12 protein-coding genes and 1 pseudogene are annotated in these 15,186 nt (G+C 70.5%); 3 read left to right on the top strand and 10 right to left on the bottom strand.

Annotated elements, in window-relative coordinates; translation table 11 throughout:
• Positions 1-7 precede the first annotated feature (7 nt).
• On the bottom strand, positions 8-538 hold the full coding sequence (locus CLV43_RS00195) for a CGNR zinc finger domain-containing protein (protein WP_106184913.1): 531 nt from the start codon (positions 536-538) through the stop codon (positions 8-10).
• A 71-nt stretch (positions 539-609) separates the two neighbouring features.
• Here CLV43_RS00195 and CLV43_RS00190 point away from each other — a divergent pair.
• A pseudogene (locus tag CLV43_RS00190) lies at positions 610-1,428 on the top strand (DMT family transporter); the annotation flags it as partial.
• 13 nt (positions 1,429-1,441) lie between these two features.
• Here CLV43_RS00190 and CLV43_RS49015 read toward each other — a convergent pair.
• The 9 genes from CLV43_RS49015 to CLV43_RS00145 all read right to left on the bottom strand — a co-directional run bounded on the left by CLV43_RS49015 (position 1,442) and on the right by CLV43_RS00145 (position 12,393).
• Complete coding sequence (locus CLV43_RS49015; RefSeq protein ID WP_245886035.1) at positions 1,442-2,098, bottom strand: class I SAM-dependent methyltransferase; 657 nt, start codon at positions 2,096-2,098, stop codon at positions 1,442-1,444.
• A 49-nt stretch (positions 2,099-2,147) separates the two neighbouring features.
• Positions 2,148-3,053, bottom strand: a complete 906-nt coding sequence (locus tag CLV43_RS00180) for an ROK family protein (protein WP_106184910.1) — start codon at positions 3,051-3,053, stop codon at positions 2,148-2,150.
• Positions 3,054-3,128: 75 nt separating this feature from the next.
• Positions 3,129-5,306, bottom strand: a complete 2,178-nt coding sequence (locus CLV43_RS00175) for a hypothetical protein (RefSeq protein ID WP_106184909.1) — start codon at positions 5,304-5,306, stop codon at positions 3,129-3,131.
• Entirely contained in the window at positions 5,307-6,068 is a 762-nt protein-coding gene (locus CLV43_RS00170; RefSeq protein WP_106184908.1) for an amino acid ABC transporter ATP-binding protein, read from the bottom strand. It abuts the gene before it with no gap.
• Positions 6,068-6,859 (bottom strand): amino acid ABC transporter permease, encoded by a 792-nt coding sequence (locus CLV43_RS00165; protein ID WP_106184907.1) that lies wholly within the window; start codon positions 6,857-6,859, stop codon positions 6,068-6,070. The genes CLV43_RS00170 and CLV43_RS00165 overlap by 1 nt, the downstream gene beginning before the upstream one ends.
• 71 nt (positions 6,860-6,930) lie before the next feature.
• Positions 6,931-7,749: a transporter substrate-binding domain-containing protein gene (locus CLV43_RS00160; protein WP_106184906.1), complete on the bottom strand. Its 819-nt coding sequence runs from the start codon at positions 7,747-7,749 to the stop codon at positions 6,931-6,933.
• A gap of 206 nt (positions 7,750-7,955) precedes the next feature.
• The gene (locus CLV43_RS00155) at positions 7,956-10,628 is read right to left on the bottom strand and encodes an MGH1-like glycoside hydrolase domain-containing protein (RefSeq protein WP_245886034.1); all 2,673 of its coding nucleotides are present in this window, start codon (positions 10,626-10,628) and stop codon (positions 7,956-7,958) included.
• 102 nt (positions 10,629-10,730) lie between these two features.
• Positions 10,731-12,158, bottom strand: coding sequence for a M20/M25/M40 family metallo-hydrolase (locus CLV43_RS00150; RefSeq protein WP_106184904.1), 1,428 nt, complete (start codon positions 12,156-12,158; stop codon positions 10,731-10,733).
• A gap of 4 nt (positions 12,159-12,162) precedes the next feature.
• Entirely contained in the window at positions 12,163-12,393 is a 231-nt protein-coding gene (locus tag CLV43_RS00145) for a hypothetical protein (protein ID WP_106184903.1), read from the bottom strand.
• A gap of 554 nt (positions 12,394-12,947) precedes the next feature.
• Here CLV43_RS00145 and pdhA point away from each other — a divergent pair.
• Positions 12,948-14,144, top strand: coding sequence for a pyruvate dehydrogenase (acetyl-transferring) E1 component subunit alpha (pdhA, locus tag CLV43_RS00140; protein WP_106184902.1), 1,197 nt, complete (start codon positions 12,948-12,950; stop codon positions 14,142-14,144).
• Positions 14,144-15,178 (top strand): alpha-ketoacid dehydrogenase subunit beta, encoded by a 1,035-nt coding sequence (locus tag CLV43_RS00135; protein ID WP_106184901.1) that lies wholly within the window; start codon positions 14,144-14,146, stop codon positions 15,176-15,178. Before pdhA ends, CLV43_RS00135 begins: the two co-directional genes overlap by 1 nt.
• Positions 15,179-15,186 lie beyond the last annotated feature (8 nt).

The following is a 15,186-nucleotide window of genomic DNA, read 5'->3' as shown; positions in this document are numbered from 1 at the left end:
GGTGGCCTCACGCGTGCCTGGCCCGGAACTGCGACGCCTTGACCCGGTTGCCGCACCTCTTCATGTCGCACCACCGCCGCGCCCCGCGCCGCGAGTGGTCGACGTACAGCCGCGTGCACGTGTCCGCGCCGCACTCCCGGACCTGTGCGGCGAGCGGCCGTGCGAGCAGGTCGACCGCCGCCCGGCCTACCGTCGCGAGCACCGCGGCCAGGTCGCCGGTCCGCACGATCCCGCCGTCCGCGCCGAGCCCGACCGCTACCGGCGGACGGGCGGCGTGGTCGTTGAGCAGCGCCAGGTCGGTGTAGTCCTCCCCGTCCCGCGCCGCCACGGCCAGCCGGTAGACCTCCTCGCGCAGCACCAGCGCGTCCGCGAACCCGCGCTCGTCCACGTCCGGCGCCACGTCGACCAGCCCGGCCGCGGTGGTCCACGCGGCCAGGTCCGCGGGCCCGGTGAGCAGCTCGACCCGGTCGGTGCGCCGGGAGCCGACCGTGCCCGCGAAGTCGAGCGCGAGGTCGCCGCTGACGAAGGTGAAGTCCACCACTCCAGCATAACCGGTCTGATGGGTTACTGTCTTGGATAACCGCACTGACGGGTTACTCGGGAGGCGTGATGGGGCGGATCGGTCCACCGGTGTTCGTCGTGCTGTGGAGCAGCGCGTTCATCGCCGGGGTCATCGGCACGGGCGCCGCCCCGCCGCTGCTGCTCACGGCCTGCCGGTTCGCGCTGGCCGGTGTGCTGCTCGCCCTGATCGCGCTGGTCACGAAGGCGAAGTGGCCGCGGGGCAAGGAGTTGGCGCACGTCGCCGTCGTCGGCCTGCTCATGCAGGCGGTGCAGTTCGGCGCGTTCTACTCGGCCATCGGCCTCGGCCTGCCGGGCGGTGTGGTGGCGCTCGTGCAGGGCCTGAACCCGATCGTCATCGCCCTGTTCGCGGCGGGCGTGCTGCACGAGCGGATCACCCGCGATCAGTGGGTCGGGTTCGGCATCGGCGGTGCCGGCGTGCTGCTCGCGGTGTCCGACCGGCTCGGGTCCTCGCTCGGCGCGGTGCTGCTGTGCGTGGTCGGGCTGCTCGGCCTGAGCCTGGGCACCGTCTACCAGAAGGCGTTCACGCCCGAGGCCGACGTGCGCAGCAGCACCGCCGTCCACGTCCTCGTCGCCGCACCCGTCGTCGGGGTCGCCTCGCTCGTGCTGGAGACGCCCCGCGTCACCGACTGGGCGGCGTTCGGCGGCGTACTGGCGTGGATCGTCCTGGTCAACTCCGTCGGCACGTACCTGCTGCTCAACACCATGCTGCGCAAGGAAGCCGCCAGCAAGGTCGGCACCCTGTTCTTCCTCACCCCCGCCGTCACCGCCCTGCTCGCCTGGCTCGTGCTCGGCCAGACCCTGAGCGGACGGGCCGTCGTGGGCCTGGCGCTCGGCGGCGTCGGCGTGCTGCTCGCGACCGTCAGGCGGCCCGCGCCCGCATCCACAGGTGGAAGGGAGCGGGCTCGTCGCGCCACGCCGGTTCCCGCACCGCCTCGATCAGCAGACCGGCCTTCTCCAGCGCTCCCGTGTAGTGCGACAGCGGATGGCTCCACCCGCTGAACACCACCTGGACCCCGTCCCGCTCGACGGGCACGTGCACCGGCGACGACGTGAAGTAAGGGCTTTCCCGGTTGCCGGGGTTGGTGATCGGGTGGGTGATCGCCAGGCACAGCCGCCCGCCCGCCATCAGCACCCGCGCCGCCTCGCGCACCGCACCGTCCACATCGGACACGTCCATCAGCACGTTGTAGGCCACCACGAGGTCGAAGCTGTCGTCCTCGAACGGCAGCGCCACCGCGTCCGCGACCAGGTACTCCCCCTCGGGATGGGCTTCACGAGCAGCCGCGACCATGCTCGGCGAGGCGTCGAACCCGGTCACCCGGTGCCCCCGCCCAGCCAGGTCCCGCGACACCCGCCCCTCCCCGCACCCGAAGTCCAGCGTCGCGAACCCCGGCGCCGGGACGAGCGCGAAGAAGTCCTCGCGGTAGGTCCAGTAGGAGTCGAGACCGGGCCGGCGGACCCAGGTCACCCAGTTGCCGGACTGCTCTTCCCAGTGCTCTTCCAAGGTCACGTCCATGCCATCGACCCTAGTGCGACGACCGCCCCCGTCGAGGGCCATTTCCGGCTCAGCGCTGCGCCACCAGTGCGGCCGCGCCGACCAGTCCGGCCTCGCCGCCGAGCCGTGCGGGCTCGACGCGCAGACCGTCCAGGTAGGACAGCCCAGCGTGGGTGGCGAGTGAGCGGCGGATCGGGTCGAACAGCAGGTCACCGGCTTGCGCGACGCCGCCGCCGACGACCGCCAGGTCCAGGTCGCACACCGCTGCGGTCGCCGCGATCGCCAGCCCGACCGCGTACCCGGCCCGTTCGAACGCCGCGAGCGGCACCTCCTCGCCGTGCTGCGCGGCGGCCGCGAGGTGGGCCGCGTCCGCGTGCTCGGGCGCCTGCCACCCCTGCCGCCGCGCCCATTCCACCAGCCGAGGCCCACCGGCGACCGTCTCCACGCAGCCGCGCCCACCGCACGGGCACGCGATCCCGTCGGGCTCCACGACCACGTGCCCGATGTGCCCCGCGTTCCCGGTCCGTCCGCCGAACGGCCGCCCGCCGAACACCAGCCCGCCGCCGACGCCGGTCGACACGACCAACCCCACCATGAACCGGCTGCCCTGGCCCGCGCCGCGCCAGTGCTCGCCCAACGCCATGCACACACCATCACCAGCGAGCTCGACCCGCACCCCCGGCACCAGGTCGGCCACCCGGTCGCGCAGCGGGAACCCCTGCCACAACGGCACGTTGATCGGGCTGGCCGTCCCCGCCACCGCGTCCACCGGCCCCGCGCACGCGATCCCGACCCCGGCCACGATCTCGCCCCGCAGCACCTCGTCCACCGCCGACGCCACCGCCGCCCACGTCGCCTCGGCGTCGTCCACCGGCGTCGTCACCCGCACCGCCCGCGACACCACCCCGTCCCGGTCGACGATCCCGGCGGCGATCTTGGTACCGCCCACGTCCAACGCCAGCACGGCATCCGTCACGGTCGAAGCTCCTCACGAAGGCGGGTGTCGCGCCACCTTAAGCTCCGCCGCCCAACGGGGTCGGAGCCCCACCGGCTACCTCTTCAACATCCGCGTCAGGCCCGCGGCGACGGTCGTCGCCAGCACCCAGCCGCTGACGATCAGGCCGGACGCGATCCACTGCGAGGCGCCGTGGGTCTGCCAGCGGTTCTTGTTGCCGAAGTCGACGATGGGGACGATCAGGTCGATGGTGAACAGCCAGGGGTTCCACTCGAGGGTGTCGTCGGCATTGATGACGGTCAGCGCGGTGCCCGTGGCGAAGTACGTGCTGCCCAGCACCCAGGACACGACGAGCCAGCCGAGGGCGCGGCCGGGGCGGTAGCCGTAGCCGACCATGGACCGCTGAAGCCAGCTCCACAGCAGCACCAGCGGGCCGACGACGCGGGTGCCCTCGGCGACGGCGATGTACCGGAGGCGCTGCTTCTCCATCAGCACGGTCGACGCGTGCTCCTCGTTGCCGCTCGCCCGCAGGAGCGCGGCCAGCTGGTCGTACGGGCCGGGGCGGTAGCGGTGGCGCATGGCCTGGCGGAGCCAGCGCAGGCGCCGCAGCACGGCCGGGTCGTCCTGCGGGTCGATGGAGTGGCGCAGCGAGTCGTAGCGGAAGTCCTCGAGGTCGATGCGGCCGGTGGCGCTCCAGAACGTCTCGTTGTCGTCCAACGAGGTGCAGCTCGCGCCGCGCAGCGTGACCTTGCCCTTCGGCGGGCTGACCGGGGTGAGCACCAGCTCGGGCACCTGCATGCCCAGGGCGTTGAGGGCGTGGCTGTCGAGCTTGTCGCCGAGCACCGCGCCCGCGAAGTTCGCCATCCGGCCGATCTGGGCGCGCCGGGTGCGGACGCCGCCGTGGGCGACGAACTCCTTGTGCCCCTTGGCGCAGATCAGGTCGCGGCCGATGGTGGCGCCGCCGATGTCGACCGACGACTTCTCACCGGGCTGGTGGCGGTACTGGCCGGGCTGGATGAGCCTGCTGCCGCGCAGGTCGAGGTTCGCTCCGATGTGGACGGCCCGCAGCTCCAGCACGCCCGCCACGTTCGCCTCACGGGCGCTGAAGTTGCTGCCGACGCGGCAGCGGTTGGCCAGCACGGTGTCGGCGAGCGGGTTGTCCAACGTGGAGCCGTCCAGCACGAGGCTGCCGCGCACGGTCGCGTCGACCATCCGGAACTGGCCCTTCATCTCCAGCTGCCGCGCGGCCACGTCGCCGCCGATCTCGGCACCGTCCAGGTGCACGGCCCGGCCGCGGCCGACCGGTTCGGTGTTGCCCTCCTGCGTCCGCACGGCGTCCAGCCGCGCGCCGGACAGCGACAGCGTGCCGCCGACGGACGCGTTCAGCATCCGCAGCGTGCCCGCGCTGGTGAACCCGCGGTCCAGCTCCACGTCGCCGCTGACGGTGATCCGGTCGAGCACCAGCGCCGCGTGCGGGTCGGCGTGCGGGTCCACGAGGTCGGGTTCGCTGCGGTCCTCACCGGCGTGCAGCGCCGCGCGGCGCATCGTGAACGCGGAGCTGATCCGGGCGTTGGGCAGCATCACGGTGCCGTGCGCGGTGAAGTGCTGGTCGGTCTCCGCCCACACCCCGCACAGCAGGTTGCCGCCGACGAGCATCCCGTTGCCGTTCAACGAGAACCCGGCCGGGTTGTGCAGCGCGGCACCGCTGAAGTTGCAGTTTCCGCTGATCCGCGCGCCCGCCATCCGCACCTCGCCCTCGGTGCGGATCCCGTACGCCAGCAGCGCTCCGGCGACCTTCGTGCGGTCGGCGTGCAGCGCCAGCCCGCCGGGCTCGCGCAACCGGCTGTCCCGCAACGTCACCGAGCCGCCGATGTCGGAGTCGGTCAGGTCGACCATCCCCTCGACGGTGCAGCCGTCCAGCGAGAGGTCGTTGGCACTGGTCAGGTTCCGGCCCGCCAGGCCCGGCAGCCAGCACTGCCGGAACTCGACGCCCGGCAGCTTGGCCTGCCGCAGGTCCGGCGGCCGCTCGAACCGGCAGCGCTCGAACTCCAGCAGGTAGTTCAGCTCCACGGCGCGCAGGTCCAGCACACCGGTGAGGAAGCGGTCGACGACCCGGATCACCGGGGGCGCGGTCGACCGGCGGCGCGGCAACCGCCAGTTGCCGCCGACCTCCGTGTCGGCCACGCCGCGCAGCACGTCGGCTGCGGCCATCCGGAACGACTGCGCGGGGCTGGAGTCGAAGACGTCCAGCCCGCGCGCCCCGTTCTCCGCCATCTAGTCCGTCGGGTCCTGGTGAGTCGGGTTGAGCACCCTGGCCAGGAACGACTTCGTGCGGTCGTGCTGCGGGTTCCCGATGACCTCGGCCGCGGGACCCTGCTCGACGACGTAACCGCCGTCCATGAACAGCACCTTGTCCGCCACCTCGCGGGCGAACTGCATCTCGTGCGTCACGACGAGCATGGTCATGCCCTCGTCGGCGAGCTGCCGCATGACGCCGAGCACGTCGCCGACGAGCTCGGGGTCGAGCGCGGACGTCGGCTCGTCGAACAGCATGACCTCGGGGCTCATCGACAGCGCCCGCGCGATCGCGACGCGCTGCTGCTGGCCACCGGAGAGCTGCGCGGGCATGGCGTTCGCCTTCTCGCTGAGCCCGACGCGCTCGAGGTTGTGCCGCGCGACCTCCTCGGCCTCCTTCTCGCCGCGCTTGAGCACCTTGCGCTGCGCGACGGTCAGGTTGTTGATGACGCTGAGGTGCGCGAACAGGTTGAAGCCCTGGAAGACCATGCCGATCTTGGTCCGGGCGCGGTCGATGTCCACGTCCGGGTCGGTCATCTCGACGCCGTTGACGACGATCTTGCCGCCGGTCGGCTCCTCCAGCAGGTTCACGCAGCGCAGCATCGTCGACTTGCCGGAGCCCGACGGCCCGATGATGCAGACGACCTCGCCGGGGGCGACGGTGAGGTCGATGTCCTTGAGCACCTCCAGCGGCCCGAACGACTTCTTCAGCCCGGTGATCACGACTGCCGGTTCGGTCATCAGGACACCTTCTTCCCGCCGGTGTGGCGTTCCAGGCGACGGGACAGGTACCCGAGCGGCAGGGTGATGATCAGGTAGAGCGCGCCGGCGACCAGGATCGGGGTCATGCCGCGGTACTGGTTCATCGCGTCGCGGCCGAACTTCGTGAGCTCCAGCTGCTCGTACTGCACGCCGATGAGGTAGATCAGCGACGAGTCCTTGGTCAGCATGATCAGCTCGTTGGTCAACGGCGGCAGGATGATCCGGAACGCCTGCGGGATGACGACCGTGGCCATGGTGCGGCCCTGGGACATGCCCAGCGAGCGCGCGGCCTCGATCTGGCCCTTGGGCACGGCCTGGATGCCCGCGCGGATCGTCTCCGCCATGTAGGCGGCGCCGACGATGGCCAGCGAGATCGTCACCGTCGACAGGTTGTCGAAGCGGACCTGGAACGCCAGCGGGATGCCGAAGTTGAAGGCGATGAACACCAGCAGCGCCGGGATGCCGCGGAAGAACTCGATGTAGATCGTGGCGATCCACCGGTACGGCGGCACCGGCGACAGCTTCATCAGCGCGAGCACGAGTCCGAGCAGCAGGCCGACCGCGAAGCCGAGTGCCGTGTAGATGATCGTGTTCTTCAGCGCGACGAGGATGACGTCGGGGAAGAGCTTGGACATCACCTCGAAGTCGAAGAACGCCCGCTTGATGGTGCCCCAGTCGGCGACGAAGGCGAACACGATGAGGATGACGACCAGGAGGCCGTACTGGACGCCGCGGAAGGCTTTCGCGCGCTGGCGCTTGGTCAGGGCCATGGATTACCTCGTGGACTCGGGCGGACAAGAAGCGGGGGCCGATGCTCGGCATCGGCCCCCGCGACAGCTGGTTACTTCGACGTCGGCTTCTTGCCGAACCACTTCTCGTAGATCTTGTCGTAGTCGCCGTTGTCCTTGGCCTTCTTGAGCGACTCGTTGATCTTGGCGATCAGCGGGCTGCCCTTCTTGGCGCCGATGCCGTACTTCTCACCGGTGGCGAACTCGGTGGTGACCTCGGTGTCGGCGTTCTTCTTCGCGTAGTCGTAGAGCACGCCGTTGTCGTTCACGGCCGCGTCGACCTGGCCGGTCTGCACGGCGGTCAGCTCGAGGGCGAGGTCCTCGAACTGGATGACCTCGTAGCCGTTGGCGTCCTTGTTCTTGTTGATGTACTCCTCGCCCGTGGTCGAGGCCTGCACACCGACCTTCTTGCCCTTGAGGCTCGCCAGGTCCTTGAGGCCCGCGCCCTTCTTGGTCAGCAGGGCCTGCTCCGCGTCGAAGTACGGGTCGGAGAAGTCGAAGTTCTGCTTGCGCACGTCGGTGATCGTCATGCCCGCCGCCGCGACGTCGCACTTGTTCGTGTTCATGTCCTCACCGGACTGGATGCCCTCGAACGGGGTGTCCACGATCGTCTGGGTGAGGCCGAGGTCCTTCGCGACGAGGTCGACGAGGTCGACGTCGAAGCCGACGGTCTTGTCGCCGTCGCGGAACTGGAACGGCTCGTACGGCAGGTGGGTGCAGGTCGTGAGCTTGCCCGCGCTGACGACTGCGATACCGCTGTCACCGGCGGTACCGGCGGTGTTCGTGCTCGTGGCACACCCCGCGACCGCGACTGCGGCGAGCCCCAGCGCGGGGAGCAGGGCGAACACCTGGTGACTTGTTCGACGGGCCACTGAGGTCACTCCTCGTAACTGAGTTGGTCGAGTGTTCGGGATACTGCCACTTGGGTGACATGGTGGACAGCACGTCCGTGTTACATCCCGTTCGCGTTGCCGAATTGAGCGTCACACCCCTGTTCGGCCGAATGTCGTACACGCGATCGTGTTACATCACACCCCACGCACACGCAGAGCGCATGTCCGGACGGCATCCACGCAGGTCACGGATGGAGTAGTCCCGCTACCAGAGCTGTCCAGCCCGTTTGGTGCGTAGCGCCCAGTCCCTCACCCGTGTCGCCGTCGAAGTACTCGCTGAACGTGATGTGCTCGCGCCACAGCGGTGAGTCCGTGGACTCGACCCGCTTGCCGTCGGCGGGCCTGCGGCCGTCGTGGTCGGGCAGGAAGAGCGACACCAACCGGCGCGCCAGCTCGTCGGCGGCCTGACCCGCTGTGACCTCGCGCTCGGACCTGGTCGGCAGCTCGACGCGGAACCGGCCGTCGTGGAACGAGTCGAGCGTGCGCAGCGCCTCGACCAGCAGGGCGTTGGTGGGGAACCACACCGGGCCGCGCCAGTTCGAGTTGCCGCCGAACATCGGCGTGCGGGACTCGCCGGGCTCGTAGCCGATCCGGTGCTGCTGGTCGGCGACGTGCACCTCCATGCCCTCGCGGTGCGCGACGGACATCGAGCGGATGCCGTGCGGCGACAGGAACTCGCCCTCGTCCAGCATCCGTGCCAGCACGAGCCGCAGCTTGCGGTCGTCCAGCAGCGACAGCAGGTTGCGGCGGCCGTCCGGCCGGTCCTGCCAGGTCAGGAACTGCACCAGTTCGGGCCTGCGGGCCATCAGGTGGTCGAGGCGCCGGGTGAAGCTGGGCAGCTCCTCGAACACCCACGGCTCCAGCACGGCCGACGCCAGCAGCGGGATGAGCCCCACCATGGACCGCACCCGCACCGGGTGCGACTGGACCGTCCCGTCGGGGAGCCTGCGCGACACCATGTCGTAGCAGAACCCGTCGGCCTCGTCCCAGATCCCGCCGCCGTCCGAACCGAACTGGGTGGACGCCTCGGCGATGCCCAGGAAGTGCTCGACGAACTTCGTCGCCACGTCCTCGTAGGACTCGTCGTGCCGCGCCAGCTCCAGCGCGATCTGCATCAGGTGCAGGCTGTAGGCGGCCATCCACGACGTCGCGTCGGACTGCTCCAGCCGCCACTGCCCCAGCATCGGCTCGGACCGGTTGACCGGCCCGATGTTGTCCATGCCGAGGAACCCGCCCTCGAACAGGTAGCTGCCGTCGGCGTCCTTGCGGTTGACCCACCAGGAGAAGTTCAGCAGCAGCTTGTGGAAGATCTTCGCGAGGAACCTCCGGTCGGGGTTCTCCTCCGCCCGGTACACCTGCAGCGCCGCCCACGCGTGCACCGGCGGGTTGACGTCGCCGAACTCCCACTCGTAGGCCGGGATCTGGCCGTTCGGGTGCATCAGCCACTCGCGGCACAGCAGCAGGAGCTGCTCCTTCGCGAACGCCGGGTCGACCATCGCGAACGGCACGGTGTGGAACGCGAGGTCCCACGCCGCGAACCACGGGTACTCCCACTCGTCGGGCATGGAGATCACGTCGGCGCAGTCGAAGTGCCGCCAGTGCGAGTTGCGCGCGGCGGGTGACCTGCGCGAGCCGGGCGCGGCCGGTTGCGCGGGGTCGCCGTCCAGCCACTCCCTGGTGCGGAAGCGGTAGTGCTGCTTGGTCCACATCAGGCCCGCCAGCGCGCGGCGCGACACGGCCGCCCGCACGGGGTCGGCGTCGGGCACCAGGTCGTGGTGGAACTCGTCGGCCTCGGCCCTGCGCGCGTCCACAGTGGACTGGAACGACGGCCCGAACGCGTCCACGTGCCCGTCGCCCTCGACCAGCCGCAGCCGCACGGACACGGACTCCCCCGGCGCCACCTCGTCGAACGAGTACCAGGCCGCGGCCTTGGTGCCCGGCAGCGACGTGGTGACCGCCTTGTCCGGCACCACCTGGCACGACGTCGCGTCGCCGCGGACGACGTGCCGGTCGATGCCGTCCTTGGTGTACCCGGTGGGGTTCTCCGCGGCGCCGAACAGCGCCATCTCGTTGGTCTCGTTGTCGGTCACCATCAGCGCGGGCGCGCCCTCGACGTGCAGCGTGTACCGGCCGAGCTTCCCGTGCTCGGTGACGATCCGGTGCCAGCCGTCGGCGCTCGACGCGGTCAGCGACGGCTTGCGCTCGTCGCGGCCCCACGCCCAGGTGTTGCGGAACCACAGCTGGGGCAGCAGGTGCAGCGGGGCCGGGTCCGGCCCGTGGTTGGTTGCGGTGATCTCGACGCACAGGTCGGTCGGCCCCGCCTTGGCGTAGGAGACCACCACGTCGAAGAACCGGTTCTCGTCCAGCGCCCCGGTGTCGGAGAGCTCGGGCTCCCGCGACTCGCGCCCCGCGCTCGCGGCCAGCTCACGCAGCTCGGCGTAGGGGAACTCGGTCTGCGGGTACCGGTACAGCACCTGCATCCACGAGTGCGTGGGCGTGCCGTCGGTCACCCACCAGTACTCCTTGGCGTCCTCGCCGTGGTTGCCCTCGTTGTTGGTGAGCCCGAAGTACCGCTCCTTCAGGATCGGGTCCTCGCCGTTCCACAGCGCCAACCCGAGGTTGAGGAACCCGTGCACATCGCAGATCCCCGCGATGCCGTCCTCACCCCACCGGTAGGCGCGGGCGCGCGCGTGGTCGAACGGGAATGACGTCCAGGCGTCACCTGATGCGGAGTAGTCCTCGCGGACCGTGCCCCACTGGCGCCCGGCCAGGTAGGGCCCCCACAGGCGCCAGGGCGCATCGGGTGAGTCCGACGCGGCGAGCCTGAGCCGCTCGGTCCTCTGCCGTTGCTCGTTCACCGGACCAGTGTGCGGCATCGATCCAGATAGCCCGGTTACCGCGAAGTCACGGGTGTCGTGGGCGGTGTGGGGGCTTTCACACCGGTGGAAGCCCCCACGTCGTCACACCTGCCTGGCGTGCGCGTCCAGCACCAGCGCGACCGCTTCGGTGATCTTCGCGGCGTGCTCCAGGTTCAGCGACTCGTCCGGCACGTGGCAGTTCGAGTCCGGGCCCACGGCGCCCGTGACCAGGAACTGCGCCGCCGGGTAGGCCTCGTGCAGCAGTCCCATGAACGGGATCGAACCGCCGAGCGCGACCGTCCGCCACGGGTTGCCGAAGACGTCCTCGGCCGCCGTGTCGAGGGTCTCGGACAGCCACGGCGCGAGGTCGGGGGCGTTCCAGCCGGACGCGTGCTCGACCCGGCCCAGCTCCACGGTCGCGCCGTAGGGCACGTCCGTGGTCAGCAGGTCCTGCACGGCCTTGAACGACGCGGCGGCGTCGGCGGTCGGCGGGAGGCGGAAGCTCAGCAGCAGCGTCGTGAACGGCCGCAGCACGTTGCCCGCGTCCTCCAGCGCGGGCAGCCCCGCGGCACCGGTGACCGACAGGGTCGGCCGCCAGCCGCCGTTGAGGCCGAGCTCGACCTCGTCCTGGATGACCGCCGTCGTCCCGCCCGCGAACGGCACGGTCTGCGTCAGCGTCCCCGGCACCGCGGCGATGGCCTCGCGCACCTCGGCCAGCCGGTTCTCCGGGATGTCGACGTGCATCTCGCGCACCAGCACCTCGCCGGTGGCGGAGTCCTCGAGCCGGTCCAGCAGCTGCCGGGCGATCCGGAACGAGCTGGGCACGATGCCGCTGGCCATGCCGGAGTGCAGGCCGCTGTCCAGCACGCGCACCGTCACGGCGACCTGGAGCAGGCCGCGCAGCGACGTGGTCAGCCACATCCGGCCGTAGTCGTTGCCGCCGGAGTCCAGGCAAACGACCAGCGACACGTCGCCGAGCCGGTCGCCCAGGTGCGCGAGGTAGGCGGGCAGGTCCGGGCTGCCGGACTCCTCGCTGGTCTCCAGCAGCACGATGCACCGGCCGTGCGAGCCGCCCGCCGCGTGCACGGCCTCGATGGCGGCGATGGCCGCGTACCCGGCGTACCCGTCGTCGGCCGCGCCCCGCCCGTAGAGCCTGCCGTCCTTGACGACGGGCGTCCACGGACCGAGGCCGGGCGACCAGTCCGCCACCGGCGGCTGCTTGTCGAGGTGACCGTAGAGGATGGTGGTGCCCTCCGCGGTGGTCCCGCTGGCGGGCACGTCGACGAGCAGCAGCGGCGCGTGGCCGGGCAGCTCGAACACCTCGGTGGTCAGCCCAGGCAGGTCGCGGTCGGCGATCCAGGCCCGGACGTGGTCGACGGCGGCCATCAGGTGGCCGTTCTCCGCCCAGTCGGGGTCGAAGATCGGCGAGACGGCGGGCACGGCGACCAGCTCGGACAGGCTCGGGAGGATGTCGTCATCCCACAGCCCACGGACGGTACGGGTCAGCGCTGAACGGTCCACGCTCCCGATCCTGTCACGAGATCCGCTGGTGCGCGGCCGTGCACCTGCGCCCGGTCCGCGCGGTGGACGTGACCGCCGAGCGCGCCGGTGCCGATCGGGTTTCCCAGTCCGTGGCGGGCCCGTCGTACCGGGGGGAAGCGGCCCGGTCGCCTTCGGGCGGCACTTGCGGGTGCGCGACGGGAGGTGCGAGGGTGGCCGACGGCGTGGCGACCAGCGCCGGAGCGGTGGTGTGCGGGGTGTTCACGCGTCCGCCACCGGCCGGGCGCGGGCGACCACTTCGGCGGCGGCCGCGGGTGACCTCGACGTCGACAAGACATCAGATGTTTGTGCGGTGCGGCTCACATCGAGAGGTCGTTGATACCGGCCGGTGAGCTAATTGTCGGCACATCGGACGTCTGCGGCGACCGTTGTCAAGCCGCTTTCACCCGATGTCTGGTGCGGAGGTTCGTCGAGTGCGACAGTGCGCTCCACGATCGCCGGTGGCACCGTTCCCAGAGTGGTCCAAGAGGTTAACGAACGGTAACTGGGACAGGCGTGTTCGGTGACCGAACTTGCTACTCGGAGGTCAAAAGGTCGACCCTCCGACTGTTCTCGCAGTTCAGGACGTTGATCTCTGTGTTACGAAGTGGGATGGCACTCACCAAGCGAGGCGGGGGCGTGTCAGGATGTGGATGAGAACCACCGTCAGCGCCGACGGTTGACCGATGCCCCCACAGGGGCGGAGGCGACTGGCGGTGCACAGCCGCACACACGTCGCCACGAGCGACCGGGCGGCCTCGTAGACGAGGAGAAGGCGCAATGTCGTCCCCCGAGCAATGGACGCACCCCGAGCCGGCGTCGGCGCCGGCCGCCACCGCGGCGAAACCGACAGCGGAACAGGTGATCGCAGGTTTGCGAGCCACGGACCAAGGTGACGTCAACCTGGTGCAGCTGCTGACCCCCGAGGGGGAGCGCGTCCAGCACCCGGACTTCGACATCGACATCACGGCCGAGGAGCTGCGCGGTCTGTACCGCGACATGGTCCTGATCCGCCGCGTCGACCGCGAGGCCAACGCCCTGCAGCGCAAGGGCCAGCTCGGCATCTGGGTGCCGCTGCTCGGCCAGGAGGCCGCGCAGATCGGCGCGGGCCGCGCGCTGCGCCCCGACGACATGGCGTTCCCCAGCTACCGCGAGCACGGCATCGCCTGGACCCGCGGCATCCACCCGACCGAGCTGCTGGGCATCTTCCGCGGCACGGACATGGGCACGTGGGACCCGGTCAAGCACAAGTTCCACCCGTACACGATCGTCATCGGCAACCAGGTCCTCAACGCGGCCGGGTACGCGATGGGCCAGAAGTTCGACGGCCAGGTCGGCGACTCCGACAGCGAAGCGACCATCTGCTTCTTCGGCGACGGCGCGACCAGCCAGGGCGACGTGCACGAGGGCTTCGTGTGGGCGGCCGTGTACGACGCGCCGCTGGTGTTCTTCTGCCAGAACAACCAGTGGGCGATCTCCGAGCCCACCGAGCGCCAGTCCCGGCTCCCGCTCTACCAGCGGGCCCGCGGCTACGGCTTCCCCGGCATCCGGGTCGACGGCAACGACGTCCTCGCCACCCTCGCGGTCACCCGCTGGGCGCTGGAGGAGTGCAGGCAGGGCAACGGCCCCATCCTGATCGAGGCGTTCACCTACCGGATGGACGCCCACACCACGTCGGACGACCCGTCCCGCTACCGGCTCTCCGACGAGCTGGAGCTGTGGAAGCTCAAGGACCCCATCGAGCGGGTCAAGGTGCACCTGGTCAAGCAGCAGTGGGCCGACAGCGCGTACTTCGAGGAGATCGAGGCCGAGTCGGAGGCGCTCGCCGTGGAGCTGCGCGAGTTCTGCGTCAACATGCCCGACCCGCCGCCGGAGCGGATCTTCGCCAACGTCTACGCGGAGGGCAACCCCGTGCTGGAAGCGCAGCGCGACGAGTTCCTCGGCTACGTATCGGGTTTCGCGGGAGGTGAGCACTGATGGCCGCTCCGACGCTGAACCGCGCGGACTCCGGCTCCGGTGAGTCCGACGTCCAGACGCTGACGATCTCCAAGGCGCTCAACATGGGGCTGCGCGCCGCGATGGAGGCGAACCCGAAGGTCCTCATGATGGGCGAGGACATCGGCAAGCTCGGCGGCGTCTTCCGCATCACCGACGGCCTGCAGAAGGACTTCGGCGAGCAGCGCGTGCTGGACACCCCGCTGGCCGAGTCCGGCATCATCGGCACCGCCGTAGGCCTCGCGATCCGCGGCTACCGGCCGGTGTGCGAGATCCAGTTCGACGGCTTCATCTTCCCCGGCTTCGACCAGATCGTCAGCCAGGTCGCGAAGCTGCACTACCGCACCCAGGGCCGCAACAAGCTGCCCATGGTCATCCGGGTGCCGTTCGGCGGCGGCATCGGCGCGGTCGAGCACCACTCGGAGTCGCCGGAGTCGTACTTCGCGCACACCGCGGGGCTCAAGGTCGTGTCGTGCTCGAACCCGACCGACGCCTACTGGATGATCCAGCAGGCCATCGACTGCGACGACCCGGTCCTGTTCTTCGAACCGAAACGCCGTTACTACGAGAAGGCGCCGGTCGACACGACCAAGGCACCCGGCCCGCTGTTCGCCTCGCGCGTCCTGCGCTCGGCACCCTCCGCCGGCGCGGCCACGCTCGTCGGCTACGGCCCGATGATCAGGGTCTGCCTGGACGCGGCCAACGCCGCGGCCGAGGACGGCACCGAGCTCGAAGTCATCGACCTGCGCACGCTCTCCCCGCTCGACCTGGGCCCGGTCTACGAGTCGGTGCGGCGCACCGGACGGCTGGTCGTGGTCAGCGAGGCCCCCAGCGAGAGCTCCATCACCAGCGAGATCGCGGCGAAGGTCCAGCAGGAGTGCTTCTACTCCCTGCAGGCGCCCGTGCTGCGGGTGACCGGATTCGACACCCCGTACCCGCCGTCGAAGTTGGAGGAGGAGTTCCTCCCCGACCTCGACCGGGTGCTGCACGCCGTCGACCGATCACTCGCCTGGTAAGGGGACAC

The organism is Umezawaea tangerina (genome assembly GCF_003002815.1).
Classification (GTDB): Bacteria; Actinomycetota; Actinomycetes; order Mycobacteriales; family Pseudonocardiaceae; genus Umezawaea; species Umezawaea tangerina.
This window is presented reverse-complemented; position numbering and strand designations above follow the sequence as displayed.